Consider the following 27,000-nt stretch of genomic DNA (forward strand, 5'->3'; position numbering starts at 1 on the left):
ACGACCGCCTTGTCCACGCACGATCCCGCCGTGCGCGGCATCGTGCCGCTCGCGCGAGCTTGAGAGAAGGGGGTGGTGGACGCACTTGGGCTCGAACCAAGGACCCGCTGATTAAGAGTCAGCTGCTCTACCAACTGAGCTATGCGTCCGTGACCGGGAGGGCTGCTGCCCGCGATCGGGAGGCGCCGGGTACCATCATCAGCGCGCGATGCAAGTGCTTTTTTGCGCCTACCGTCGCCGATCGCCGCGATTTGCCCGATCGATCGACATCAGGATCCCGAGGCACAGGAACGTCGTCATCTGCGCCGAGCCGCCGAAACTGACGAGCGGGAGCGGGATGCCGACGACCGGCGCCAGCCCCATCACCATCATCAGGTTAATCGCGACGTAGAAGAAGATTGTCGTGGCAAGTCCCGCGGCGGCGAGCTTCGCGAAGCGGGTACGCGCGCGCATCCCGACGTCGACGCCCCAGCGGATCACCAGCAGATACGCACCGATGATGAAGAGGCCGCCGAACAGGCCCCATTCCTCCGCCATCGTGGCGAAGACGAAATCGGTATGGCCTTCAGGAAGATAGTCGAGATGGCTCTGCGTGCCGTTGAGGAAGCCCTTGCCGGTGACGCCGCCCGATCCGATCGCGATTTTCGACTGGCTGATATGGTAGCCGGTGCCGAGCGGATCGCTCTCCGGATTCATGAAAATGAGCACGCGATTGCGCTGATAATCGTGCAGCGCGAAATTGACCGCGAGCGGTATGCACACCGCGAGCGCTAGCCCGCCGCCGACGAACAGCCGCAGCGGTATCCCCGCAAGGAACATGACGGTGAGGCCTCCCGCGGTGATCATCAGCGCGGTGCCGAGATCGGGCTGGAGCATTACCAGCCCCGCCGGCAATCCGATCAGCAAGGCCGCCGGCCAGATCGCTCCGAACCGCCGGGTCTCGTTTGGCGGCAGCATATCGTAGAAGCGCGCGCAGGCGAGCACGATCGCCGGCTTCATGATTTCCGACGGCTGCAAGCGGATGAAGCCGAGATCGAGCCAGCGCTGGCTACCACCGCGCACAGCGCCGAGCAGCTCGACCGCGAACAGCATCACGACGATTACGACGTACGCGGGCAGCGCGCCCTGACGCCAAACGTCCTCGCGTACGCGCGACAAGGCGATCGCCCCGACGAAGAAGACGAGGAAACGGATACCCTGCGAGAAGGCCCACGGCCGCAGATTGCCGCCCGCGGCCGAGAATAGCACAACGAGGCCGAAGCCCGCGATACCGATTACGAGCAGCAGCATCCGCCACGGCAGCGCCGCGAGCGGTGCAGGGATGATGGAGGGTCGGCTCATAGCGGATCCGAAGGTTCGGTGGTGCCGACGCTCGCGGGCCCTGCGCCGTTGGCGATATCGCTCACGGTTGCTTCCTGCGTCGCGTTCGACGCGTCGGTCGCACTCTCGACCGCAGGCGCGCTGGTTGGCGCGGGTACATCCGTTTCGGTTGCAGCGGCCTGCGCGGGCGGCGGCGCTTCGGTCGCGGCGCGATACGCCGCTTCCTGCGCCGCCATGCGCGTGCGGATATCGCCGCCCCACGTCGGCTCGACCTCCTCGAGCGATTTCAGCGCCCGCGGCTTGTCGAACAGATATGTCATGATGTCGCGACCGATCAGCGGCGTATCAAGATTGCGCACCGTGTGGCCATTGTGCTCAAGGACGACGGCTGCCGCATATCGTGGGTTGTCCGCCGGGGCGAAGCAGACGAACAGCGCGTGATCGCGCAGCTTGAAGGGCAATTGCGCGTTGCCAAGCACACCCGAGCGGCGTTCCGCCATCGTGATCCGGCGAACCTGCGCTGTGCCCGTCTTCGCGGCGAGCTGAACTCCGGGGATTTGCAGCCGCGACGCGCCGCCGGTGCCTCCACCGTTGACGACCTTCCACATTCCCTCGCGAACGACGCGCAGATTGGCCTCGTCGAACGGAAGCGGCGGCGCGCCGCGCGGACGGCGATCCATCAGCAGGCTCGGCTTCAGCATGCGGCCGGAGCCGAGCCGCATCGCCATCACGGCGAGCTGAAGCGGATTGGCGAGAACATAGCCCTGGCCGATTGACGCGTTGAGCGAATCGGCCACGGTCCAGTTCGTCTTGTATTTCCGCTCCTTCCAGGCGCTGTCGGGCACCGTGCCGTAGCGTTGGGTCGAGAAGGGCAGATCGAACTTCTCGCCCAGTCCGACGGCGCGCGCGACCGGTGCGATCCGATCGTAGCCGAGCCGCCGAACCATCTCGTAAAAATAGATGTCGCAGCTCTGCGCGATCGCGCCGCGCAGATCGAGCGGCCCGTGGCCGCGCCGCTTGTGGCAGTGGAAGATTCCGGTGCCGACGCGCATCGCGCCGCTGCAATAGACGCGGTCGTTGGGATCAACGCCGGCTTCGAGCAGGGCAAGTCCGTTCATCGGCTTGACCGTCGATCCCGGCGGATAGAGGCCCTGCGTCACCTTGTTCATCAGCGGCACGTGGTCGTCGCCAGACAGCATCTTCCACTCGAAGTGGCTGATGCCGTCGGAGAAGCTGTTGGGATCGTAGGCCGGCATCGACACCATGCACAGCATCTCGCCTGTCTGGCTGTCGAACACGACGGCGGAGCCCGAATTGGTGCCGAGCCGGCGTGCGGCATATTCCTGCAAGCCGACGTCGATCGTTAGCCGCTGCGACTTGCCCGGTACGTCGGGCCGCGTCGCAAGCTCGGCAACCAGCTTGCCGCGCGCGGTTACTTCGATCCGCTTCGCGCCGGGTTGGCCGCGCAATTCGGTTTCCAGTGTCTTCTCAAGCCCGTCCTTGCCGAGCTTGAACCCGGGTGTCAGCAGCAGTGGGTCACGCGTTTTGCTGAACTGCTCCGCCGTCGCGCCGCCGACATAGCCGGTAAGGTGCGCCACCGCGGCGCCCGCCGGATAGTTGCGCGCAAAGCCGCGTGTCGGCGCGACCCCCGGCAACTCGGGCTGGCGGACCTGGACCGCGGCGAAGCGTTCCCAACTGACGTTCTCGGTCACCTTGACCGGCTGGAACCCCGCCGCATGCTTCAGATCGGCGCGGATACGCAAGATATCCTCGTCGCTTAGCGCAAGCAGCTGGCGCAGCGTGGCAAGCGTTTTGTCGGCGTCAACGATCCGGTCGGGGATCAGATCAACCCGGAAATCAGTGCGGTTGTCGGCAATCGGGTGGCCGTGGCGATCGAGCAGCCAGCCGCGGCGCGGCGGGATCAGCGTCATGTTGACGCGATTGCTCTCGCTCAACAGGTTGTAGCGCTCGTTCTCGGCGATCGACAGCCACGCCATCCGCCCTGCGAGGAGCCCGCCGACGCCGAGTTGCGCGGCGCCGAGCAGCCAAGCGCGGCGCGAGAAGGTGTAGCCCTGCTGCGCCTCCGTGGCGATCCGCGGCGGCCGCTTCATTCGGCGACGCGCTTGCGATCGATCCACGCGACGACGCGCGCGGCGAGGGGGAAGAGCAGAACGGTCACGATGATTTGGACCAATAGCACGGCGTCGACGTGCGCGCCGAGCGGCGTCGCAAGCAAGCGCCCACCGATCAGGCAAAAAGCACTGATCGCCGCGGCGATCAGCCAATCCTGAATGAAGCCACGCACCAGCGTGCGCTGATCAAACAGGTCGATGAGAAAGAAGCTCAGCGTCCACAGCAGCATCGCGCTGCCGAGCGGCTGGCCGCTGAGGCAATCGTCGAAAAGGCCGAGCAGCGCGGGTGCCCAGCGCCGCAGCGAGAGCGGGGCGAGCAGCCGCCAGGCGAGCAGCATCAGAAGGCCGCACGGCGGCAGAAGCGGGAGCGTCGCGCCGACCGGGACGACCGTCACCAGCGAACCTGCCATCACGCTGATCCACGGCAGCGCGCGCGCGCGGGCGGGGGGCAGGGGGGGCTGGAACGCCTTGCGGACGACGATCACGGCGTGATTCCTGCGGCGCTCGTTGACGATCTGGCGGAAGGCGGGGGCGGCGGCGGCGGAGGAAGGAAGGGGGCGCTGACGATTGCGAAGTCGAATGTGTCGGGGTGAGCCAGAGGCGCGGCGGGCGCGCTGTCCGACCCGGCTTGCTCGACCCGCGCGACAAGGACGCCGGGCGCGAAGATGCCGCCAGTGCCCGAGGTGACGAAGCGGTCGCCCGGCTTGAACGACGCGTTCGCGGTGCCGACCGAGCGGATTTCGACCATGCCGTCGCCGCGACCGGCGGCGAGCGCCGGCAGCCCGTCACCGATTCGCCGCACGGGGATGACGCTTTCGGGATCTGTAGCGAGCAGTACGCGCGCGCTGTTGGGGCCGGTTTCGATCACCCGGCCGATCAGCCCATCGGGGCCGCGCACCGGCATGCCGGGCCGAACGCCCTGCCAACGGCCCGCATTGAGGACGCCGAAGCGGCGCGTACTGGCCGCGCTTGAACTGACGATGCGTGCAGTGGCGACGATCTGCGGCGTTACGTCGCGCAGCTTGACGAGCCCGCGCAGGCGGCGATTGTCGCGCACGATGATCCGCGCCTGGACGAGCGCCTGATGCGTCCGCGCGACTTCGGCACGCAGCGCCGCATTCTCGCCGTGGACGCGGAAATAGGTGCCGATCGTTTCCGGAACCGCGGCAATCCCGCGAACCACGCCCGCCGCGCCGCTGGAAACAGGCGCGGTCAGCTCACTCGTCGCGGCGCGCAGCGCGGCGAACGCCGGCGGATTGAATTGCGACAGGACGAGCAACACCGTTCCCACGACCGCGCCGGCGATCGCCAGGATGTAGCTCAAGAAGAGCGAATATTGCGCCCGTCGCGAGAAACCCGGGCGCCGATCCCGCGACGCCGCCATGCGCTAGACCCCGATCAGCCGCTCTGCAGGACGCCGCGATACAGCGGATCCTCGAGCGCGCGACCGGTACCGAGCGCGACGCAGGTGAGCGGATCTTCCGCCACCGTAACCGGCAGACCGGTCTCGTCGCGAAGCACCTCGTCGAGCCCCTGGAGCAGCGCCCCGCCGCCGGTGAGCACGATGCCCTGGTCGACGATGTCGGCCGCGAGCTCGGGCGCGGTGTTCTCGAGTGCGACACGCACGCCCTCGACGATCGTCGCCACCGGCTCGGACAGCGCCTCGGCGATCTGCCCCTGGTTGATCTGAATCTCCTTCGGCACACCATTGACCAGGTCGCGGCCCTTGATGTGGATCGTCACGCCGATGCCGTCGAGCGGCGGCTTGGCGATGCCGACTTCCTGCTTGATCCGCTCGGCCGTTGCCTCGCCGATCAGGAGATTGTGATTTCGACGCACGTAACTGACGATCGCTTCGTCCATCTTGTCGCCGCCGGTGCGCACGCTGGTGGTGTAGGCGAGCCCGCGCAGCGACAGCACAGCGACTTCGGTCGTGCCGCCGCCGATGTCGACCACCATGCTGCCGATCGGCTCGGTCACCGGCATGTCCGCGCCGATCGCCGCTGCCATCGGCTCCTCGATGAGCCACACCTGGCTGGCACCGGCGTTCGACGCCGCGTCGCGAATCGCGCGCCGCTCGACCTTGGTCGAGCCCGACGGCACGCAGATCACGATCTCCGGCCAGCGCATGAACTTGCGCTGCCCGTGCACCTTGCGAATGAAGTGCTTGATCATCTCTTCGGCGACGTCGATGTCGGCGATCACGCCGTCACGCAGCGGCCGGATCGCCTCGATCGAGCCGGGCGTCTTGCCCATCATCAGCTTGGCGTCCTCGCCGACGGCCTTGACCTTCTTGATCCCGTTCACCGTCTCGACGGCGACCACCGACGGCTCGTTGAGCACGATGCCGCGGCCGCGCAGATACACCAGCGTGTTCGCGGTCCCGAGGTCGATCGCCATGTCGTGTGACATGAACTTGAAGTAACGCGAGAAGGCCATGTTCAGATAGATTCCGTCCCCGAATCGCCAGAGGCGATTACGCCACATTCATCCCGCGGCCTCGGCCGCAAGTCGCTTCTTGGGCGGGTATTGCTGCTATCACGGGGTCGCGGGATGGCGCCGATTGGGCTAGGGCACCGGCCGTGTCAATACGCCGCCTGCCCGAACAACTGGTCAACCGCATCGCTGCCGGTGAAGTGGTCGAAAGACCGGCCAGCGCGTTGAAGGAACTGGTCGAGAATGCGATTGACGCCGGCGCGACGCGGATCGCCGTGCGGCTGTCCGACGGAGGAGTCGGACGGATTGAGGTGGTCGACGACGGCTGCGGCATGGCGCCCGCCGACATGGCGCTCGCGCTAGAGCGCCATGCGACCTCGAAGCTGCCGACGGACGATATCGATGCGGTGGCGACGATGGGTTTTCGCGGCGAGGCGCTGCCGTCGATCGCGAGTGTCGCGCGGTTGACGCTGGAAAGCCGGGTGCGGAGCGCCGACGGCTGGTCGCGCATCGTCGACAACGGCGTGCTCGTCGCGGAGGGTCCGGCCGCGCTGCCGCCGGGGACGCGGATCCTGGTGGAGGATCTGTTCGCGCGCGTGCCGGCGCGGCGCAAGTTCCTGCGCTCTGCCCGCAGCGAATATGCCGCGTGCCTCGATGCGGTGCGCCGGCTCGCGATGGCCCGGCCCGACATCGTCTTCACGCTTGAGCACGACGGGCGGCGCGCGCTGGCCGCGTTGCAGGCGGAGGACCGGCCGGCGCGCGTCGCGGCGCTGACCGACCGCAATCTGCGCGACAATGCGGTGGCGATCGATCTCGAGCGCGCAACCGACGCTGGCACGGTGGTGCTCGGCGGCGTCGCCGGCCTGCCGACGTTCCACCGGGGCGTGGCGGATCACCAGTATCTGTTCGTCAACGGGCGGCCGGTGAAGGATCGCCTGCTGATCGGCGCGATCCGCGGTGCCTATGCCGAGATGATGCCGCGCGATCGGCACGCGGTGGTGGCGCTGTTCCTCGACGTGCCGCCCGCGCTGGTCGACGTGAACGTGCATCCGGCGAAAACCGAAGTGCGCTTCCGCGATCCCGCGATGATCCGCGGGATGATCGTGAGCGGGCTGCGCCGCGCACTTGATGCGGCAGGGCACCGGGTCGCGCATCGGGCGCCGGCGGATGCGCTCGCGATGTTCCAGGCCGAGCCGATAGCCGCCGGTGGGGAAGCAGCGACAAGCGGCTGGCCGAATGCCGCGGGCGGCGCATCGTTCGAACATGGCGAGCCGCCCCGCAGCGCATCGTTCGCAGCCGTGCACGAGCGCCGACCGAGTTTCTTCGCGCCCCCGCCGCAGGCACGCGCCGAGCCGGCCTGGGCGCCGCCTCCGACGAGTGTTGCGCATCCGCTCGGTGTCGCGCGCGGCCAAGTTGCGAAGACCTATATCGTCGCCGAGGCCGAGGACGGGCTGGTGATCGTTGACCAGCATGCGGCGCATGAACGGTTGGTGCTCGAACGCATGCGCGCGGCGCTCGCGGACGGGCGTGTCGCAAGCCAGGCGCTGCTCATTCCCGAAGTCGTTGAGCTCGACGAGCCGGCGTGCGACCGGCTCGACGGGCGGCTCGCCGAACTCGCTGATCTTGGGCTTGAGATGGAGCGTTTCGGGCCACGAGCGATGCTCGTGCGCGCGACCCCCGCGCTGCTGGGGGGCGGCGATCCAACGGGACTCGTTGTCGACCTGGCGGACGAACTGGCCGCCTACGATGATGCGCTGTCGCTGCGCGAACGGCTCGATGCGGTAGCGGGCACGATGGCATGCCACGGATCGGTACGCGCCGGCCGGGTGCTGTCGGTCGTCGAGATGAACGCGCTGCTGCGCGAGATGGAGGCGACCCCGCATTCGGGCCAGTGCAACCACGGCCGACCGACGTGGGTGAAACTGGCACTTGGCGATGTCGAGCGGCTGTTCGGGCGGCGCTGAATCACGGGGTTACGAGTTCGGCTCGAAGCCAAGCCATTCAGCAAGCGGAAACCTTCGAACGACGCGCTCGTTTGTTTCGCAACGTTTCTGCAAGGCCGTACCATGAAGCACATCGCCCCGCTCGTCTTCGCTCTGATCCCGCTCTGCGCCGTGGTCGGCGCCTGCGTGACGGTGCCATAAGCGCTTGAACCCCATGGCGGGGACCGCCGTGCCCGGAAAAGCGAAAGGCCCGCCCGGCGTGGTTGCCGGGCGGGCCTTGTCGTTACCGTCGGTATCGTCGCCCGCAGCGGGGAATCAGCCCTGCGCCGGCTCCTGACGATCTTCACGCTCCTCGGCGCTGGCGCCCGGCTCCGCATTCGGATCGAACGCTTCGACGAAGCCGCCTTGGTCGCGGCCTTCCTCGAAGACCTGCGCCATGACGTCGACGCCCTTGGCCTGCATGTCCGCCTCTTCAGGCGAGCGCGCGACGTTGACCTTGACGGTCACGGCGACCTCGGGGTGCAGCGCGACCTTCACGTCGTACACGCCGATCGCCTTGATCGGCTTGTCGAGCACGATCGCCGACTTGGCGACCTTGTGGCCGGCGTCGTTCAGCGCCTCGACCAGATCGCGCACCGCGACCGAGCCGTAGAGCTGGCCGACGTTCGACGCCTGGCGGATGATCGTGACCGACGCGTCCTTGAAGGACTTCGCTTCGACCTCGGCCTCGCCGCGACGGTTTGCGTTGTCGGCTTCGATGCGGGCGCGGTTGGCCTCGAACACCTTGCGGTTCGATTCGTTGGCGCGCAGCGCCTTCTTGTTCGGCAGCAGGTAATTGCGGGCGAAGCCGTCCTTCACCTTAACCACGTCGCCGATGGCGCCGAGCTTCTCGACGCGCTCAAGCAGGATGACGTCCATCTGCTTCTCTCCTTACTTAACGACGTAGGGCAGCAGGCCCAGGTGACGGGCGCGCTTGATCGCCTGGGCGAGCTCGCGCTGCTTCTTGGCGCTCACCGAAGTGATGCGCGACGGCACGATCTTGCCACGCTCGGACACGAAGCCCTGCAGCAGGCGCACGTCCTTGTAATCGATCCGGGGCGCGTCCTTCGCGGAGAAGGGGCAGCTCTTGCGGCGGCGGAAGAAGGGGCGGGCCATTATGCGTTCTCCTCTTCGCGGCGGCGACCACGCTCGCGATCGCGCTCCTGCTTGCGCATCATCACCGACGGGCCCGCCTCGTGCTCGTCAACCTTGACGGTCATGTAGCGGATCACGTCCTCGCTGATCGAATGCTGACGCTCGATCTCGGCGACGGTGTCGCCCGGCGCGTCGAACTCGATCATCACGTAATGCGCCTTGCGGTTCTTCGCCATGCGATACGCCATCGACCGCAGCCCCCAGGTCTCGGTCTTGACGACCTTGCCCTTGTGATCGGTGACGATCTTGCTGACGGCTTCCGCCATCGTATCCACCTGCGCCTGTGCCAAATCCTGGCGCGCAAGGAACACGTGCTCGTACAGAGCCATGTGCTTGTCCTTCCTTGGCCGATCGCTGACATGGCCCCGTGCCATGCCCCTCCGGCTGTCGTCCTCAAACGGCAAAGGGCGGGGAGACGCTGCTCCCCGCCCGTGCTGCCGGCTCCCATACGCGGGGGCCGGGAAAATGCAAGCCTTACCGCAGCGCGTTCGCGATGACGCTGAGGATCAGGCCGTTGTTGCCGATCAGCACCGCGTCGTTGCCCGAGCGGACCCACTGCTGCCCGCGGCCCGGCGCGTACAGGCGACGCTGGCGGTACTGGCGATAGTCGATCACGCGATAGTTGGTGGCGTAGCGGCGATCGAAGCGCTGGCCCTTGCGCCAGGCGCGGTAGTTGTTGCGGTTGACCGTCTGGCGCTTGACCACGGTCTTGCGCACCACCGTGCCGTTGGGCCGCTGCTTGACCGTCGTCACCGTCTCGCGGCGCTGCTGCGCCTCGGCGCTCGCGGCGATCATCGGCGTGGCGACGAGCGTGGCGGCGATGCCGGCCTGGATCAGCTTCTTGAACATTTCGTGGCTCCTTGATGAACTCGATACTGGCGGCGCCGTGACCGCGGCGTCGACAACCTATCTGGGGACCGGTTGTATCCGGCACGTGGCACAGACGCCGGCAAATGGTCGCGAATTGTCGCAAACGTCGCCCCGCGATGAACCGTGGTTCAGGAAGCAAGCATTTCTACACGTGCGGATGGTACGCCGCAGGCATGACGACCATGTATCACCCGACCCTGCAGTCTGATCCGGCACAACGCCTGCGGCTGCGCCGCGGGGGAGAGCGACCCGTTGCAACCTCAATGTGGCTCGCGATCGTGACGGTGGCGATGCTGGCGTCGCTCTACGTTGGCTGGGTCGGCTTCATCGCGTCGGACGATTCGCTCTACCATCAAGGTGCGATGCGCTGGCTGACCGATCCGCCGTTCGCCGGCAGCGATCATTGGTCGACGCGCTTCCCGCTGACGCTGACGTTTGCCGCGGTACTGGCGGTTCTGGGGCAGGGCTACGTCGCGTTCGGGGTGACGGCGATCCTCTTCTACGTCGTGCTGGTGGCGATCACGGGACGGTTCGCGGCGAGCGTCGCCGGCACGCGCGCAGGCTGTATCGCGGCGCTGCTGACGGCGACACTACCCGTCGTGGTGAGCCATGCGACCACCGTCAGCGTCGACCTGCTCGAAGCCGCGGCGCTGCTCGCCGGGGCGCTGCTGATCGGCCGAGCTGGGGACGATCGCGCCGGCTGGCTGCGCGCGGCGGCGGGCGGCGGCTTGTTCGGTGTCGCGATCCTGTGCCGCGAGACGAGCGTGCTCGCGCTCGCGATCCTCGGCCCGCTGCTCGTCATCGGACGACCCATCCCACGCCGCGTGCTGATCGCCTGTGCCGTCGGTGCCGGCGCCGTACTGATCGGTGAGGCGCTGTTCCAATATGTGATGACGGGCGATCCGCTGCGGCGCTACACGATCGCGTTCAATCACGACGAGCACATCGATCGTGCCGCCAACAAGGAAGGCAACTTCCTGCTGTGGCCACCGATCGATCCGCTGCTTGTGCTGATGGTGAACGACGACTTTGGCCTGCTGTTCTGGCTCGCCGGTGCCGCAATCGCGGGCGGTACGTGGCGGTCGATCGATCCGTCCCGCCGCCGTCCGCTTGCGCTACTCTTGTGCATGGCCGCGGCAGGTTTCGTGCTGGTATCGGTGCTCTATTCGAAGCTGGTGCTCAACCCGCGCTATTTCATGCTGGCGGCGCTCGCGGCGATCGTCGTGCTGGCGATCTGGCTTGATCGGCTTGAGGCGCAATGGCGCGCCCTGATTCTCGCCGCATTCGTCGCGAGCAACCTCTTGCTGATGAGCGTCGGCAACGCGCACCCGCGCTGGGCAATGGAGGCGCTGGTCGACGCTGCCGCACGGCATCCGGGCGAGACGGTGGCGGGCGAGGCGAGCGACGTGCGCCGCGCCGATCTGCCGATGGCGATCCTGAACCAGACGAACCTTCGCTCCCTGCCGACGGCGCCCGGCGGACTGGCGATCGTGCCCGCCGATGCCGCCCCGGCGCGCGGCGTGATCGCGCATTATCCGTCGCCGCCGACGCGGCTCGGCGCGCTGCTGCGCACGCTTGGGCTGGAGCCGCTCGTGCCGGCGCCGATCGCTAGGCGCATGTTCGCGCCCAGCCCGGAACAGGTGCTGATCCGCACGACGGGCGGTTGACCACGACGCATCGTCGCGCCTACCGCGCGCCTCTTTGCAATGGGAGAGGCCGGTGCGCGCGTTCATCTTTCCGGGTCAGGGCAGCCAGGCGGTCGGCATGGGCCAGGCGCTCGCCGCCGCCAGCCCGGTCGCTCGCGAAGTGCTGCAGGAAGTCGACGAGGCGCTCGGTCAGAACCTGTCGCGGCTGATGGCGGAAGGGCCGGCGGACACGCTGACGCTGACCGAGAATGCGCAGCCCGCGATCATGGCGAATGCCATCGCGACGGTGCGCGTGCTCGAGCGGGAGGGCGGGATCCGGTTGGCGGAAAAGGCCGACTTCGTCGCCGGCCACAGCCTTGGCGAATACACCGCTTTGTGCGCTGCGGGCGCGATCGACCTTGCGACGACGGCGCGGCTCCTGAAGCTGCGCGGGCAAGCGATGCAGGCCGCCGTGCCGGTGGGCGAGGGATCGATGGCAGCGCTGCTCGGCGCTGACCTTGCCAAGGCGCAGGCGATTGCGGGGGCAGCGGCCGAGGGCGACGTGTGCAGCGTCGCGAATGACAATGATCCGACGCAGGTCGTGATCTCGGGTACGACCGCAGCAATCGACCGCGCGATCGCGATCGCCAAGGATCACGGCGCGAAGCGCGGCCTCAAGCTACCCGTTTCCGCGCCGTTCCATTGCCCACTGATGCAGCCCGCCGCCGACGCGATGCGCGATGCGCTGGCGCAGGCGCGGATCGATGCGCCGCTCGTTCCCGTCTACGCCAACGTTATCGCGGGGCCGGCGAGCGACCCCGACACGATCCGGCGGCTGCTCGTGGAGCAAGTGACCGGCATGGTGCGCTGGCGCGAATCGGTGCTGGCGATGGCCGAGGCAGGCACGGGCAGCTTCGTCGAATTCGGCGGCAAGGTGCTGGGACCGATGGTGAAGCGGATCGTGCCCGATGCCGAGGCGATCAGCGTCGTCACGATGGACGACATCGAAGCGCTGCTGAAGGCGCTGTAATCCAAGCCTGCATCAAGGAGCATTAATGATGTTCGACCTTACGGGCATGACCGCGCTGGTGACGGGCGCGTCGGGCGGTATCGGATCGGCGATCGCCAAAGCGTTGGCGTCACAGGGGGCGCGGCTCGCCGTCTCCGGCTCTAATGCCGAGAAGCTTGACGCGTTTCGCGATACACTGGGCGGCGATCACGTCGCCGTGCCCGCCAATCTCTCCGACCCCGCGTCGGTCGATGCGCTGGTGCCGGCGGCGGTCGCGGCGCTTGCCGGGCGGCTCGACATCCTCGTCAACAACGCCGGGGTGACGCGCGACAATCTGGCGATGCGGATGAAGGACGACGAATGGTCCGACGTGATCCGCATCAACCTCGAGGCCGCGTTCCGGCTGGTGCGCGCCGCTGCCAAGCCGATGATGAAGCAGCGCTTCGGCCGCGTCGTCTCGATCACGTCGGTCGTCGGGCAGACGGGCAATCCGGGTCAGGCCAACTATGCTGCGTCGAAGGCGGGGCTCGTCGGCATGTCCAAGGCGCTCGCGCAGGAACTGGCGAGCCGCGGCATCACGGTGAATTGCGTCGCCCCCGGCTTCATCCGCTCGGCGATGACCGATGTGCTGCCCGACGCGCAGAAGGCCGCTTTGCTGACCAAGATCCCCACCGGTAACCTGGGCGCGGGCGAGGACATTGGCGCCGCCGTCGTCTACCTCGCATCGCGCGAGGCGGGGTATGTGACAGGACAGACGCTGCACGTGAATGGCGGGATGGCGATGATCTGATCAGGATCAGGCGCCTTGGCCGCGGGGCCGAACCACCCTTGTCACGAAACGAACCCCGTTCTACCTGCGTTCAGGAATACCAACCCCCCGATCGAAAGAGGGACTGATTTTATGAGCGAGACCGCCGACCGCGTTAAGAAGATCGTCGTCGAGCATCTCGGCGTCGAGGCCGAAAAGGTCACCGAGGACGCCAGCTTCATCGACGATCTGGGTGCGGACAGCCTCGACATCGTCGAGCTGGTGATGGCGTTCGAGGAAGAGTTCGGCGTCGAGATCCCCGACGATGCCGCCGAGAAGATCACCACTGTGCGCGACGCGATCACCTATATCGACGAGCACAAGGGCTGATCTTCGGATACGGGGCGTGCCGGCCAGCCGCCCCGGCCTGGATTTTGAACGGCTTCCCGTCCCCGGCTAGAGGGCGGGGAGCCGTTTCGTTTTCGATTGTTCATGGAGTAGCGCGATGCGCCGCGTTGTCGTCACCGGTCTTGGCCTAGTCACCCCGCTGGGGGCAGACGTCGAGACAGCCTGGGCCAATATCATCGCCGGCAAGTCGGGCGCCGGCCCGATCACGCATTTCGACGCGAGCGAGTATAAGTGCCGCATCGCGTGCGAGGTGAAGCCGGCGGATCACGCCTACGGCTTCGACCCGGGTAAGCGCGTCGACCACAAGATCCAGCGCCAGGTCGATCCGTTCATCGTGTTCGGCATCGACGCGGCTGGCCAGGCGCTCGAGGACGCCGGGTTGACCGAGATGAGCGAGGCCGAACGGCTGCGCGCAGGCTGCTCGATCGGATCGGGCATCGGCGGGCTGCCGGGAATCGCGAGCGAATCGATCGTTCTGCACACCAAGGGGCCGGGCCGCGTCAGCCCGCACTTCGTCCACGGCCGGCTAATCAACCTCATTTCGGGGCAGGTCAGCATCAAATACGGGCTGATGGGCCCGAATCACGCGGTGGTTACCGCCTGCTCGACGGGCGCGCACTCGATCGGCGACGCCGCGCGGATGATCGCGATGGACGACGCCGACGTGATGCTCGCGGGCGGCGCGGAAGGCGCGATCTGCCCGCTCGGCATCGCCGGCTTCGCACAGGCGCGCGCGCTCAGCACCAACTTCAACGACACGCCTGAGAAGGCGAGCCGCCCGTACGACCGCGACCGCGACGGCTTCGTGATGGGCGAGGGCGCCGGTGTCGTCGTGCTTGAGGAATATGAGCGGGCGAAAGCACGCGGCGCGAAGATCTATGCCGAAGTCATCGGTTACGGCCTGTCGGGCGACGCCTATCACGTGACCGCGCCGCATCCCGAAGGGTCGGGCGCTTACCGCTCGATGGAAATGGCGATGCGCAAGTCCGGGCTTCGGCTCGAGGACATCGATTATGTCAACGCGCACGGCACCTCGACGCCGCTCGGCGACGAGCTCGAGTTGGGCGCTGTGCGGCGCTTGTTCGGCGACCACCTCGGATCGATGTCGATGTCGTCGACCAAGTCGGCGATCGGCCACCTGTTGGGCGGCGCAGGCGCAGTGGAAAGCATCTTCTGCATCCTCGCGATGCGCGATCAGATCGTGCCCCCGACGCTCAACCTAGACAATCCGAGCGACAATTGCGTCGGCGTCGACCTCGTGCCGCACGTCGCCAAGAAGCGCGAGGTACGCGCCGTGCTCAACAACAGCTTCGGCTTCGGCGGCACCAATGCGTCGCTCGTCATGCGCGCGATCTGATTGATCGCGCGAACAGGCGTGATGCGCAGGATCGGGTGCCTCGGGCTGCTGATTGGCGTCGTGGCGGTCGCGGCGCTGTTCTGGGCGGCGCGCGATTGGTCGGGCGCAGGGCCGTCGAACAAGCCGGTCACGCTCGTCGTGCCGCAGGGCGCGAGCCTCGCGCGCGCGGCCGCGACGCTTGAGGAACAGGGCGCGATCCGCTCGGCGTGGCGCTTCCGCGGCTACGCCCGCGTGTTTGGATCGGGCACGCCGATCAAGACCGGCGAGTATGAGATACCGGCTGGCGCCAGCGCCGCCGATATCTTGGCGCTGCTCGAATCGGGCAAGGTTCGGCAGCGGCTGGTGCCGGTACCCGAGGGGTACCCGTCCGTCCTTGTCCACGATGCGTTGATGCGCGCTGAGGGACTGACGGGTACGGTTGCGGTGCCGCGCGAGGGCTCGGTACTGCCCGACAGCTACGCCTACCAGCTCGGCGACACGCGCGCCGCGGTGCTCGGCCGCATGCAGAAGGCGATGCGCGACTATCTCGCGGCGGCGTGGAAGAAGCGCAAGCCGGGCATCGCGGTGACGACGCCCGATCAGGCGATCGTCCTTGCCTCGATCGTCGAGAAGGAAACCGGCAAGCCGAGCGAGCGCCGCACCGTCGCCGCCGTCTATTCGAACCGGCTGAAACGCGGCATGCCGCTGCAGGCCGACCCGACCGTGATTTACCCGATTACGAAGGGGCGGCCGCTGGGCCGGCGCATCCTGCGGTCCGAACTTCAGGCGCGCAACGGGTACAACACTTATGCGAGCGCTGGGCTGCCGATCGGCCCGATCGCGAACCCCGGCCGCGCCTCGATCGACGCGGTGCTTGATCCGGCGGCTAGTTCCGCGCTGTATTTCGTGGCGGACGGGACGGGCGGGCACGTGTTCGCCGACACGCTCGACCAGCACAACGCCAACGTGCGCAAATGGTATGCCATCCGGCGCGCGCGCGGCGAGATGTGAGGATAAGCTGTTCCCTTTGTGGGGCGGCAGCGTAGAACAAAAGCGTTCGTTCACGGAAGCGCCCCGTCCTTGCTGACCACCCCCATGTTGATCGCTGCCGGCGTCGTTCTGCTGCTGCTGATCGTCGGCGCGGTGATGGCGTTGCAGCGCGGCCTCGCGGCACAGGGGGCGGCGGCGCGCGAGCAGCGCGCCAGGATCGAGGCGCAGGCGCTGCTCGCGGGCGCGCCGATGCAGGCGATGCTGGTCCGCGCCGATCGGCGGATCGAAATGCCGCCGCGCGTCGCCGATCTGTTCGGCCTCGTCCAGCCGGCGACCGATCTCGACGGCTTGAACGCCGGCCACTGCGGGCTTTCCGCGCTCGACGCCGGACGGCTGACGAGCGACGTCATCGCGCTTCAGCGCTCTGGCCGGCCATTCGTGCGGCAGGTGCGGCCACTCGGCGCGTCGCGCACGGTGACGCTGCGCGGCGAGCGCGCCCCGCTCGGCATGAGCAGCGGCGACGTCGTCGTATGGGTGAACGACGCCAGCGAGGAACATGCCGAGGTTGAGCGGCTGGCGGGGGAGGAGGCGCGGATCCGCGCCGCGTATGATTCGCTGACCGGGCTGATCGAGGCGGCGCCGCTGCCGATGTGGTACCGAGGTGCCGATCTTCGGTTGGCAATGGTCAATACGGCGTACGTGCGAGCCGTCGAGGGCAGCGACGCCGCCGATGTTGTCGGGCGCGGGCTGGAGCTGATCGAGGGGTCGGGGCAGGGCGGGCCGCTGGCGGGCGCGACCAGCGCGCGCGACGCTGATCGGCCGCAGGTACGCACGCTGCCAGCGACCATCGGCGGCGCGCGACGGACGCTGCAACTCCACGACGTGCCGCTGCCGAGCGGCGGCGTCGCCGGCTTCGCGATCGACATCGAGGAGCTGGAACAGGCGCAGGCACGCGAGAAGCGGTACGCCGCGGCGCAGCGCGCGATGCTCGACCGCCTGTCGGCCGGGGTGGCGCAGTTCGGGCGCGATCGCGCGCTCGTCTTCTGCAACCAGCCGTTCCGGCGCTTGTTCGCGATGCGCAGCGAGTGGCTGTCCGATCGACCGGAGTTCGACCGCATCCTGGAGCGGATGCGTGAGGCGAACCGTCTGCCCGAGGTGCGCGACTTTCCCGGCTGGAAGAGCGAGCGGCGCGACTGGTTCGTGCGTACCGACGTTGAGACGGAGGAGACATGGCACCTGCCGGGCGGCGCTTATATCCGCGTCGTGCCGCAGCTTCTGCCCGACGGCAGCTTGCTGCTGATTTTCGAGGATCGTACCGAACAGGTGCAGCTGGCGTCGGCGCGCGACACGCTTCTCCGCGTGCGCACGGCGACGTTCGACAACCTATTCGAAGCGCTCGGCGTATTCGCCGCCGACGGGCGGTTGCAGCTGTGGAACAATCGATTCCGCGCCTTGTGGGAGCTGGAGGAAGAGTTTCTCAGCGGCCACCCGCGTGTCGGCAGCGTCGCCGAGAAGATCGCGCCAAAGCTGCGCACGCCGGAACGGGCAAAGCTGATCACCGAACTCGTCCGATCGGCGACGACCGATCGCCAACAGCGTGGCGGGCGGGTAGCGCTAGCTGACGGGCGCCACTTCGAATTCGCCGCCGTGCCGCTGCCCGACGGCAATGCGCTTTTCACCATGCTCGACATTACCGACAGCCGCCGCGCCGAGCAGGCGCTGCGCGACCGGGCGGCTGCGCTTGAGGCGGCGGACAAGGTGAAGACCGCGTTTGTCGCCAACATGAGCTACGAATTGCGTACCCCGCTGACGTCAATCAGCGGCTTCGCCGAGATGCTCCAGGCGGGCTACGCCGGCAAGCTGCCGAAGCAGGCTGACAGCTACGTCGACGCGATCCTCGAGTCGGTGGGGCGGCTGGGGCTGCTGATCGACGATGTGCTCGATCTGACGCAGCGCGACGATGCCGCCCCACTGGCGCGCGTCGACGTCGATCTCGCGGCGACGGTCAAGGCGGCAACCGAGCGCCTGCGCGCCGTCGCCGAGCAGCGGCGCATCAACCTTGTCGTCGATAGCACGCCAAACGCCGGCAGCATGATCGGTGATGCGCGTCGCCTGCAGGAGCTGGTGGAGCACCTGCTGCGCCATGCCTTTGACGCCGCGGGCACGGACGGGCGCGTGCTGCTGCACGTCGAGGGTGATACTGCGCGGGTGCGGATCGTCGTGTCGGACGATGGGCCCGGACTGGACGCCGACACAGCGCGGCATGCGTTCGATCGCTTCGGACGGCACGGGGCCGATGCGCGTAGCGAGCGACCGACCGATCTGGGACTACCGCTCGCCAAGCAACTGGCCGAAGCGCATGGTGGTTCGATCTCGCTGGTGAGCGAAGTGGGTGCGGGATCGCTCGTCACCGTGGATCTGCCACGGCGATGAGCGGCGGTCTCCGGCTCGGATCGCTTGCCGACACGATGGCCTTCGGCGCACGCCTCGCCGCATTGGTCGAGGCAGGCGACGTCGTCACGCTTGAAGGCGCGTTGGGCGCGGGCAAGACGAGCATCGCGCGCGGTCTGCTAGCGGCGCTGGGCCTTCAGGGCGAGGCGCCGAGCCCGACTTTCGCGATCGTCCAGCCCTATGCGCCGCCTGAGACGCGTCTGCCGGTGCTTCACGTCGATCTCTATCGCCTCGACGATCAGGCGGAGCTCGACGAACTCGGCCTCGACGATGCCGGTTATGATTCGCTGCTGATCGTCGAATGGCCCGATCGCGCCGGCGGCGATGCGTGGCCCGACGCGCTGCGGCTCACGCTGGCGACCGAACCGGACGGCGCGCGGCGCTTGACTTGGATCGTCCCGGCGGCATGGGAGCGGCGATGGCCGTTTCGATGACCCCGCCCACCGGTATGGACGAATTTCTGGCCGGTTGCGGCTGGGGTAATGCCGACGTGCAGCCGCTGGCCGGCGACGCGTCGTTCCGCCGCTACTTTCGTGTCGCCCATGGGGTAAAGCGCGCGATTTTGATGGATGCGCCGCCGCCGCACGAGGATCCAAGGCCCTTCCTCGCGGTGGCGCGCTGGCTCATCGAACGCGGGTTTACCGCGCCCGCGATCCTCGCGGCCGATTCCGAACGGGGTCTCGTGCTGCTCGAGGATTTCGGCGACGCTCGGATGCGCGAGGCGATCGACGCCGACGGAGCGACGGCGCCTGGCTTCTATGCCGCAGCGGTGGATATCCTCGTCTCGTTGCGCGATCATCCGGCGGGCAATTGGCGGCCGTACGATCGCACCGAGCTTCAGCGCGAAGCCGCGCTGTTCGTTGATTGGTATTGCCCGGCGATCGGGCTCGCGGTCGATACCGATGGCTATCGTGCGGCATGGGACGCCGTTCTCGGCGAGGTGGATTCGGATCATCCCGTCACCGTGCTGCGAGATTATCACGCCGAGAATCTGATGCTGCTCGGCGACGAGCGCCGGCTTGGGCTGCTCGACTTCCAGGATGCGCTGGTCGGCCACCCTGCCTATGACCTGGTGTCGCTGCTGCAGGACGCACGGCGCGACGTCGATCCGGCAATCGAGGACGCGATGCTCGCGCGCTATCGCTCAGCGACCGGGGAGGGCGAGCGCTTCATGCGAGCCTATCACGTGCTCGGCGCGCAGCGAAACGCCAAGATCATCGGCATCTTCACCCGGCTGTGGCAGCGCGACGGAAAACCGCGCTATCCAGCGCTCTGCCCGCGTGTCTGGGCCTATCTCGAGCGCGACCTGAGCTTCCCCGTCCTCGCGCCGGTTGCGCGCTGGTTCGATGCCAACGTACCGCCCAAATATCGCGGCGACCCGCTGATCCTGTCCGCCCGATGACCAAACCGCGCGCCATCCGACCGGCGCCCGCCGCCGCCGTGCCGAGCACCGCGATGGTGATGGCAGCGGGGCTGGGCAAGCGCATGCGGCCGCTTACCGCGACGCGGCCGAAGCCGCTGATCCCGGTTGCAGGCAAGACGCTGCTTGATCACACGCTCGATCATCTACGCGCGGCGGGGGTGAAGCGCGCCGTCGTCAACGTGCATTATCTGGCAGATACGCTCGAAGCACATCTGCGCTCGGTCGACGGGCTCGACATCGCGGTGTCGGACGAGCGTGCCGAGCTGCTCGAGACGGGCGGCGGGCTGATCAAGGCGCGACCGCTGCTGGGCGACGCGCCGATCTACGTCGTCAACAGCGACAATTACTGGCTGGACGGTCCGGTCGACGCGCTCAGCCTGCTCGCGGCACGCTGGAACCCGGCTGAGATGGACGTGCTACTGCTGGTCGTGCCGCTAGCACGCGCGCATTGCCACCGCGGGCAGGGCGATTTTCACCTCGCGGCCGACGGTCGGATCGTGGGGCGCAGGCGGCACGGCCGCATGGCACCATTCGTCTATATCGGCGTTCAGATCCTCAATCCCGCGATCCTCGTCGATGCACCGGACGGGCCGTTTTCGACGATGTTGTTCTGGGAGCGTGCGATCGCCGCGGGCCGCGCCTTTGCCGTCGTGCACCAGGGCCTGTGGGTCGATGTCGGCACGCCGGAGGCGATTGCCCGAGCGGAGGCGCTGCGCCAGGATGGCTGAACCGCGCGGGCCGCGGCTCTACACGATTCCCGCGCACCGCGCCTTTGCCGATGCGCTGGTCGCGGGACTGATCCGACGCTTCGGCGACGAGCCGCTGGCGCTGGCACGCGGCCTGGTGCTGCTGCCCAACAACCGCGCGCGCCTCGCGGTGACCAACGCCTTCGTCCGCGCGAGCGGCGGCGCGCTGGTGCTGCCGCGCCTCGTCGCGATCGGATCGGACGATCTAGGCGAGGCGATCGGCGCCGCGCTCGATCCGATCGATGCGCCCGATTCGCCCCCGCCGGCGATCGCACCGCTCGCGCGACGGTTGCGGATCGCGCGACTGGTGCAGGCGGCGCAGCCATCGCTCGATGCGGTCGAGGCGGTGCGGCTGGCGGGCGAACTCGCGCGCGTGCTCGACCAGCTGATCGTCGAGGAAGTCGATCCGGCGAGGCTCGCCGATCTCGATCTGGGCGAGCTGACCGAACATTGGCGCGCGGCGCTGGCGCTGTTCCAGACGGTGATTGATCGCTGGCCGCGTGAACTCGCCGAGGCAGGCCTGATCGATGCCGCGTCGCGTCGCGCGTCCTTGCTGCGGCGCTTAGCCGGGCGCTGGCGCGACGATCCGCCCGCCGGCTTCGTCTGCGCGGCTGGCATCACCGATGCCGCGCCGAGCGTCGCCGCGCTGCTCGCGCGCGTCGCCGCGATGCCGCGCGGTCTGGTCGTGCTCGCCGGACTCGATCGATCGATGGCCGATGAGGAGTGGGACGAGCTCGGCCCACACGCGCCGGACCCGGTCACCGGCCGGACAAAGCGGGCGATCGAAGTGCACCCGCAGTTCCACCTCAAGCAATTGCTGCGACGCATGAACCTGCGCCGCGAGGACGTGTCGCTGTGGGCCGACGGCAGCGAGCATGACGCGTCCGCCGCGCGCGGACGGGCGATTGCCACAGCGCTCGCGCCCGCCGCCTATACCGCGCGGTGGACGCAACTGCGCCCGCAGCAGCGCCAGCTCGCCGGCGTGCGGATCGCGGAACTCGCAACGCCGGCACAGGAGGCGCAGACGATCGCGCTGGCGCTGCGTCAGGCGCTCGAAACGCCTGAACGCACGGCGGCGCTGGTCACGCCCGATCGTGCGCTGGCACGGCGGGTGGCGGCGCATTGCGCGCGCTGGGGCATCGAGGTCGATGATTCCGCCGGTCGGCCGCTCTCGATCACGCCGCCGGGAACGCTGCTGACAGCGATCGTCGACGCGGCGGCGGACGGCTTTGCGCCCTTGTCGCTGCTGACTCTGCTCAAGCATCCGCTGGTGCGCGCGGGTGAGCGGCGGGGCGCGTGGCTCGAAGGGGTGCGGCGGCTCGATCGGCGGCTCCGTGGCCCGCGGCCGGTTCCCGGCCTTGACGGTGTCGCCATGCGGCTGGGCGATCACGGCGGCGACTGGTGGTTGGAAGTCCGCACGCTGCTCGATCCGCTGGCAGCCACCTTCGATGGTGCTGATCGCCCGCTCGGGGCGCTTGTCGCCGGCGTGCGCGATGCCGCGAGTGCCCTGGCAGGCGACGAAGCTTGGCGCGGGGCGGCGGGGCGCGCCGCGGCGGATCTGCTGACCGAGCTGGAGGCCGAGGCGGCGAGCGGCCCGGGTGGCTTTGCGGCGGATAGCCTGTCGGCGCTGCTCCGGCTGCTGATGGACGGCGTGGCGGTGCGGCCGCCGCAGGGCGGGCATCCGCGTGTGGCGATCTACGGCCTGATCGAGGCACGGCTGCAATCGGCGGATCTGATGATCCTGGGCGGGCTCAACGAGGGCGTGTGGCCCGCGCGTGCGGCGCCCGATCCATGGCTGGCGCCGCGCATCCGCTCGGCGCTTGGCCTGCCAGGGCTCGAGCAGGCGATCGGCGTCGCGGCGCACGACTTCGGTCAGGGGCTCGGCGCGCCGGAGGTTCTGATCACGCGCGCGCGCCGCGATGCGCGCTCGCCGGCGATCGCCTCGCGACTATGGCTACGACTCGCCGCGATGGCCGGTGACGAGTTCGAGCGGGTGCGCGACACGGCGCTGGTCGACTGGTCGCACGCGATCGACGACGGCGGCACGCCGCAACCCGCCGAGCAGCCCGCGCCTAGTCCGCCGGCGGCGCTGCGTCCGCGCGAGATCTCGGTCACGCAGGTCGATCGACTGAAGGCCGATCCCTTCGCTTTCTATGCGCAACGCGTGCTCCGGCTGGCCTCGCTCGACGCGGTCGATGCCGATCCAAGTGCGGCCTGGCGCGGCGATGCGGTTCACAAGGTGCTGGAGGCGTGGGCACGGGAGGACGGCTGCCGTGTCGACGCGCTGCAGCCGCGTGCTGCGGCGATGCTGGGCGCGCCAACGACGCACCCCCTGCTGCGCGCGCTATGGCAGCCGCGGCTGTTCGCGGCGATCGCGTGGATCGCCGAGCGGATGCGCGCCGAAGGCGACGCGGGGCGCGCCGTGCTCGCCGCGGAAGGGTCGGGCGCGATCCAGCTCGCCGGCGTGACGCTGTCGGGGCGCTTCGACCGCATCGACCGCTTGGCCGATGGCACGATCGGCGTCGTCGATTACAAGACGGGCAAGGCGCCGTCGCCCGCCGCCGTGCGCAACGGCTTCGCGATGCAGCTCGGCCTGCTCGGCGCGATCGCCGTGGCGGGCGGGTTCGCGGGGATCGATGGCGACGCGACGGCCTTCGAATATTGGTCGCTCGCCAAGCAGCGCGACACGTTCGGCAGCGTCACCTCACCCGTCGATCCGGCGGGGCGGAACGACCGGATCCCGACGGCGGAGTTCGTTGGCCGCGCGCGTGCCGTTTTCGCCGAGGCGGCGGGCCGCTGGCTCACCGGAGACGCGCCGTTCGAGGCGAAGCTGCATCCGGAATACGCCCCCTATGCGGATTACGACCAGCTGATGCGGCTCGATGAATGGTACGGCCGCGATGGCTGACGCGTTGCGCCCGCTGCCGCCGCTGCGCGGCAATCAGCGCCGCGCGAGCGCCCCCGATGCGCACGTGTGGCTCTCCGCCTCGGCGGGTACCGGAAAGACGCAGGTGCTCGCCGCGCGCGTCTTCCGCCTGCTGCTGCGGGGCGTCGACCCGTCGGCGATCCTCTGCCTGACCTTTACCAAGGCCGGCGCCGCGGAGATGGTGCATCGCATCAGCCAGCGGCTTGCCGCGTGGGTGCGGATGAAGGACGCCGCACTGTTCGACGATCTCCAGGCGCTCGGTGAGCCTGCAGATCCCGTGCAGCGCGATCGGGCGCGCACGCTATTCGCGCGCGTGCTCGATTCGCCCGGCGGCGGCCTGCGCATTCAGACGATCCACGGCTTCTGTCAGAGCCTGCTGGCGGCGTTCCCGAGCGAAGCGCGGCTGACACCGGGCTTCCGGCCGATCGAGACGCGCGAGGAGGCGGTGCTGCTGCGGTCGACGCTTGCGGACCTGCTGGTTCAGGCGGAACGTGAGGGGCGAACGACGCCAATCGAGGCGATCGGCGAGCTGAGCATGCGGCTGGGGGAGGGCGGCGCGGAGCGCTTCCTCCAGCAATGTGGGCGCGCCGGGCGTGCGCTCGACGCGCTGCCGAGCGGCATCCAGCCGTGGCTGCGCCGCGCGCTCGATCTGCCGGCGGGCGATATCAACGCGCATGTGCGGGCGGCGTGTGAGGACGCGGCGTTCGACGTCGATGCGTTGCGTGGCCTCTCCGACCGGAACCGAGCGTGGGGGACAAAGAGCGGGATCGCACGCGCCGAGACGATCGGCGCGTGGCTCGCGGCCGACGCCGACGAGCGGGCGGCGACGCTGGCGCAGCTCCATCTCGTCTGGGCGAAGGCCGACGGCGAGCCGCGCTCGTTCGTCAAAGGACAGGCGCCGGCCGATCCCGACTATGCGGATCTCGCCGGCGGACTGCATACGCATTGTGCCGCGCTGCTCGCGCTGAGAACACGTGCGGCCTATGCCGATCTGCTCGCGGCGGGACTCGCCGTCGGGCGGGAGTACGCGCGCGCCTACGCCACGGTGAAGCATCGCGCGGGGCTGGTCGATTTCGACGATCTTATCGCCGCGACGGTCGATCTGCTCGAGACGCCGGGGATCGGCGAGTGGGTGCGCTTCAAGCTCGACCAGACGACCGAGCACGTGCTGATCGACGAGGCGCAGGACACCAACATCGCGCAGTGGCGAATCGTACGTGCGCTGGTCGACGAGTATTTCGTAGGCCGCGGCATCTACGCGCCTTCGGTGCGCACCCTGTTCACGGTGGGCGACCACAAACAGGCGATCTTCGGTTTTCAGGGCACCGATCCGATCTATTTCGCGGCCGCCGAGCAGCATTTCGCGGGCAAGGCGGCCGAAGTCGCCGGTGATGACCGGATGCCTGATGCCGAGCGCGGGCTGCCGTTCGAGCAATTGTCGCTCGTCTCTTCGTTCCGCTCAACCCGCCCGGTATTGCAGTTCGTCGACGCCGCGATCGAGGCGCTCGGCGGTGACGCGCTGGGGCTAGGCGACGACGCACCCGCGCACGCGAGCGAGGTGTCGGGGCCGGGCACGGTCGAGCTGTGGCCGCCGATCGCTTCGGGCGTGGCGGACGACGATGGCGGTGCGGAGGAGTGGATCGACGACGCCGTGCGCGCCAACGCTACGCGTATCGCGCGGCGGGTGCGTGCGTGGCTGGATCGCGGCGCGATGCTGGAGAGCCAAGGGCGGCCGATCAGGCCCGAGGACATCATGATCCTCGTCAAGCGGCGCGGGGAGCTCGCGCGGCTGATCGTCGCGCGGCTCTATGCTGAGGGCGTGCCCGTCGCTGGCGTGGACCGGCTGCGCCTCAACGCGCCGCTCGCGGTGCAGGATCTGCTGGCGGCGATCCGCTTCGTGCTGCAGCCGGACGACGATCTGAGCCTTGCCAGCCTGCTCGTGTCCCCGCTGATCGGATGGACGCAGGACGAGCTGCTGGCACGCGCCGTCCCGCGTGCCGGCAGCCTGTGGCGGCACCTGTCGGCGGAACATCGCGACCTGCTGGCGCCGCTTGACCGGATGCTCGCGCGCGCCGATTTCACGACGCCGTATCGCTTTCTGGAAGAGATCCTGTCCGGCCCGCTCGACGGAAGGCGCCGGCTGCTGGCACGGCTCGGTGAAGAGGCGCGCGATCCGATCGAGGAATTGCTGAGCGCGGCGTTCGAATTCGAGTCGACCGCGACACCCTCGCTCCAGCGCTTCCTCGACTGGTTCGATCGCGGCGAGGTGGAAGTGAAGCGCGAGGCGGAGGGCGCACACAATGCCGTGCGCGTCATGACCGCGCACGGCGCGAAGGGCTTGCAAGCCCCCGTCGTCATCCTCGCCGACGCGACCGCCGATCCCGACGCAACGCGCAGCAGCATCCTGATGTGGACGCCCGAGGATATGCCGCTGCCGATCCCGGTGTTCGCCGCGCGCGCCGCGGAGCGGATCGGGCCTATCGAGCAGGTCGTCGCCGATGTCGCCCAGCGCGAACGGCAGGAGCATTGGCGCCTGTTCTACGTCGCGGCGACGCGGGCGGAGGAGCGGCTGGTGATCGCGGGCTCGCTCGGGGTGCGGCATCGCGGTACGCCGCCGGAGAGCAGCTGGTATGCCGCCGCCGATCGCGCGTTCGGCCTGCTCGGTGTTGCGGGGGAGGGCGAGCGGGCGTTCGTCGGCGATCCGCCCCCGGATCCGGTGCGGATCGCGCGATCCGTGCCGGCTGCATCCGCGCCGCGGGCCGCGCTACCCGACTGGGTTCGCCAGCCGGCGCCGGAGGAGGCGCGGCCGCCGCGTCCGCTGGCACCGTCTGCGATCGGTGACGATGAGGTCGCCGATGCGCCGCCGACCCCTGCGATGCGCGCCGCGGCGGAGCGCGGGCGGCTGCTCCACGGTCTGTTCGAGCGGCTGCCCGCGCTCGCGCCGGCGGACCGCCCGACTGCTGCCGACCGCTGGCTCGCGACGGCGGGACGGCTAGCGGACGCGCGCGAGCGCCGGGCGCTGATCGACACGGCATGTGGCATCCTCGCCGATCCCCGCTTCGCCGACCTGTTCGGCCGCGATTCGCTGGCCGAGGCGCCGATCAGTGCGGTGATCGAGGGTGGGCTCGTCATCTCAGGGACGGTCGATCGCCTGCTCGTCGAGGAGGCGCGGGTGCGCTTCGTCGACTTCAAGACCGCGCGACAGGTGCCGGCGGGGATCGATGACGTACCCGCCTATCACCTGCGCCAGATGGCGGCCTACGGCGCCGCGCTCGGCGTGATCTTTCCCGGTCGCTCGATCGAGGGCGCGCTGCTGTACACCGCCGGCCCGACGCTGATCGCGCTGCCACCCGACGTGCTCGCCGCATACAAGCCCGCCTATCGCGGCGCGGAGCAAAGCTTGGCGGCGGGCCGTTGAGGCGGAAGCACCAGCCCCCTAGATT

General features: G+C 68.8%; 22 protein-coding genes and 1 tRNA gene. 13 read left to right on the plus strand and 10 right to left on the minus strand.

Annotation, left to right across the window (positions count from 1 at the left end; all coding sequences use genetic code 11):
• Window positions 1-73: 73 nt before the first annotated feature.
• From B7L05_RS07290 to B7L05_RS07315, 6 genes are all read right to left on the minus strand, one after another.
• Window positions 74-149: transfer RNA gene (locus B7L05_RS07290), tRNA-Lys, on the minus strand.
• A 79-nt stretch (window positions 150-228) separates the two neighbouring features.
• Window positions 229-1,341 carry a rod shape-determining protein RodA gene (rodA, locus tag B7L05_RS07295; RefSeq protein WP_085809618.1) on the minus strand — a complete coding sequence of 371 codons (1,113 nt, stop codon included), beginning with the start codon at window positions 1,339-1,341 and terminating at the stop codon, window positions 229-231.
• Window positions 1,338-3,431, minus strand: a complete 2,094-nt coding sequence (gene mrdA, locus B7L05_RS07300) for a penicillin-binding protein 2 (RefSeq protein ID WP_085809619.1) — start codon at window positions 3,429-3,431, stop codon at window positions 1,338-1,340. The genes rodA and mrdA overlap by 4 nt, the downstream gene beginning before the upstream one ends.
• On the minus strand, window positions 3,428-3,937 hold the full coding sequence (locus B7L05_RS07305; RefSeq protein WP_085809620.1) for a rod shape-determining protein MreD: 510 nt from the start codon (window positions 3,935-3,937) through the stop codon (window positions 3,428-3,430). Before B7L05_RS07305 ends, mrdA begins: the two co-directional genes overlap by 4 nt.
• Window positions 3,934-4,776, minus strand: coding sequence for a rod shape-determining protein MreC (gene mreC, locus B7L05_RS07310; protein ID WP_307718262.1), 843 nt, complete (start codon window positions 4,774-4,776; stop codon window positions 3,934-3,936). The genes B7L05_RS07305 and mreC overlap by 4 nt, the downstream gene beginning before the upstream one ends.
• Before the next feature lie 74 nt (window positions 4,777-4,850).
• Window positions 4,851-5,891 (minus strand): rod shape-determining protein, encoded by a 1,041-nt coding sequence (locus tag B7L05_RS07315; protein ID WP_085809829.1) that lies wholly within the window; start codon window positions 5,889-5,891, stop codon window positions 4,851-4,853.
• A 143-nt stretch (window positions 5,892-6,034) separates the two neighbouring features.
• Here B7L05_RS07315 and mutL point away from each other — a divergent pair, with 143 nt between their 5' ends.
• A complete protein-coding gene (gene mutL, locus B7L05_RS07320; protein ID WP_085809622.1) occupies window positions 6,035-7,852 on the plus strand; it encodes a DNA mismatch repair endonuclease MutL in 1,818 nt (605 codons plus the stop codon).
• A gap of 294 nt (window positions 7,853-8,146) precedes the next feature.
• Here the strand turns inward: mutL and rplI are convergent, their stop codons facing one another.
• The 4 genes from rplI to B7L05_RS07340 all read right to left on the minus strand — a co-directional run bounded on the left by rplI (window position 8,147) and on the right by B7L05_RS07340 (window position 9,874).
• Entirely contained in the window at window positions 8,147-8,749 is a 603-nt protein-coding gene (gene rplI / locus B7L05_RS07325; protein ID WP_085809623.1) for a 50S ribosomal protein L9, read from the minus strand.
• Between the two features lie 12 nt (window positions 8,750-8,761).
• On the minus strand, window positions 8,762-8,986 hold the full coding sequence (rpsR, locus tag B7L05_RS07330) for a 30S ribosomal protein S18 (RefSeq protein WP_007403456.1): 225 nt from the start codon (window positions 8,984-8,986) through the stop codon (window positions 8,762-8,764).
• Window positions 8,986-9,354, minus strand: a complete 369-nt coding sequence (gene rpsF, locus B7L05_RS07335) for a 30S ribosomal protein S6 (protein WP_085809624.1) — start codon at window positions 9,352-9,354, stop codon at window positions 8,986-8,988. Before rpsF ends, rpsR begins: the two co-directional genes overlap by 1 nt.
• Before the next feature lie 145 nt (window positions 9,355-9,499).
• Complete coding sequence (locus B7L05_RS07340; protein ID WP_085809625.1) at window positions 9,500-9,874, minus strand: RcnB family protein; 375 nt, start codon at window positions 9,872-9,874, stop codon at window positions 9,500-9,502.
• Window positions 9,875-10,158: 284 nt separating this feature from the next.
• Here B7L05_RS07340 and B7L05_RS07345 point away from each other — a divergent pair, with 284 nt between their 5' ends.
• The 12 genes from B7L05_RS07345 to addA all read left to right on the plus strand — a co-directional run bounded on the left by B7L05_RS07345 (window position 10,159) and on the right by addA (window position 26,975).
• Window positions 10,159-11,562, plus strand: a complete 1,404-nt coding sequence (locus B7L05_RS07345) for a glycosyltransferase family 39 protein (RefSeq protein ID WP_179187148.1) — start codon at window positions 10,159-10,161, stop codon at window positions 11,560-11,562.
• A gap of 52 nt (window positions 11,563-11,614) precedes the next feature.
• Entirely contained in the window at window positions 11,615-12,550 is a 936-nt protein-coding gene (gene fabD / locus B7L05_RS07350; RefSeq protein WP_085809627.1) for an ACP S-malonyltransferase, read from the plus strand.
• Between the two features lie 28 nt (window positions 12,551-12,578).
• Window positions 12,579-13,319: a 3-oxoacyl-[acyl-carrier-protein] reductase gene (fabG, locus tag B7L05_RS07355; protein WP_085809830.1), complete on the plus strand. Its 741-nt coding sequence runs from the start codon at window positions 12,579-12,581 to the stop codon at window positions 13,317-13,319.
• A 111-nt stretch (window positions 13,320-13,430) separates the two neighbouring features.
• Window positions 13,431-13,667 (plus strand): acyl carrier protein, encoded by a 237-nt coding sequence (locus B7L05_RS07360; RefSeq protein ID WP_085809628.1) that lies wholly within the window; start codon window positions 13,431-13,433, stop codon window positions 13,665-13,667.
• 115 nt (window positions 13,668-13,782) lie between these two features.
• Window positions 13,783-15,042 (plus strand): beta-ketoacyl-ACP synthase II, encoded by a 1,260-nt coding sequence (fabF, locus tag B7L05_RS07365; protein ID WP_085809629.1) that lies wholly within the window; start codon window positions 13,783-13,785, stop codon window positions 15,040-15,042.
• A gap of 21 nt (window positions 15,043-15,063) precedes the next feature.
• Window positions 15,064-16,032, plus strand: coding sequence for an endolytic transglycosylase MltG (mltG, locus tag B7L05_RS07370; protein ID WP_085809831.1), 969 nt, complete (start codon window positions 15,064-15,066; stop codon window positions 16,030-16,032).
• A gap of 84 nt (window positions 16,033-16,116) precedes the next feature.
• Window positions 16,117-18,444: a PAS domain-containing sensor histidine kinase gene (locus B7L05_RS07375; RefSeq protein WP_085809630.1), complete on the plus strand. Its 2,328-nt coding sequence runs from the start codon at window positions 16,117-16,119 to the stop codon at window positions 18,442-18,444.
• The gene (gene tsaE / locus B7L05_RS07380) at window positions 18,441-18,896 is read left to right on the plus strand and encodes a tRNA (adenosine(37)-N6)-threonylcarbamoyltransferase complex ATPase subunit type 1 TsaE (protein ID WP_085809631.1); all 456 of its coding nucleotides are present in this window, start codon (window positions 18,441-18,443) and stop codon (window positions 18,894-18,896) included. Before B7L05_RS07375 ends, tsaE begins: the two co-directional genes overlap by 4 nt.
• A complete protein-coding gene (locus tag B7L05_RS07385; RefSeq protein WP_179187161.1) occupies window positions 18,893-19,864 on the plus strand; it encodes a phosphotransferase in 972 nt (323 codons plus the stop codon). The genes tsaE and B7L05_RS07385 overlap by 4 nt, the downstream gene beginning before the upstream one ends.
• On the plus strand, window positions 19,861-20,613 hold the full coding sequence (locus B7L05_RS07390; RefSeq protein WP_085809633.1) for a nucleotidyltransferase family protein: 753 nt from the start codon (window positions 19,861-19,863) through the stop codon (window positions 20,611-20,613). Before B7L05_RS07385 ends, B7L05_RS07390 begins: the two co-directional genes overlap by 4 nt.
• Window positions 20,606-23,539, plus strand: coding sequence for a PD-(D/E)XK nuclease family protein (locus B7L05_RS07395; RefSeq protein WP_085809634.1), 2,934 nt, complete (start codon window positions 20,606-20,608; stop codon window positions 23,537-23,539). The genes B7L05_RS07390 and B7L05_RS07395 overlap by 8 nt, the downstream gene beginning before the upstream one ends.
• A complete protein-coding gene (gene addA, locus B7L05_RS07400; protein ID WP_144037172.1) occupies window positions 23,532-26,975 on the plus strand; it encodes a double-strand break repair helicase AddA in 3,444 nt (1,147 codons plus the stop codon). Before B7L05_RS07395 ends, addA begins: the two co-directional genes overlap by 8 nt.
• The last annotated feature ends 25 nt before the right edge of the window (window positions 26,976-27,000 follow it).

The sequence above is a fragment of the Sphingomonas sp. TZW2008 genome (assembly GCF_002117915.1).
Lineage (GTDB): Bacteria > Pseudomonadota > Alphaproteobacteria > Sphingomonadales > Sphingomonadaceae > Sphingomonas.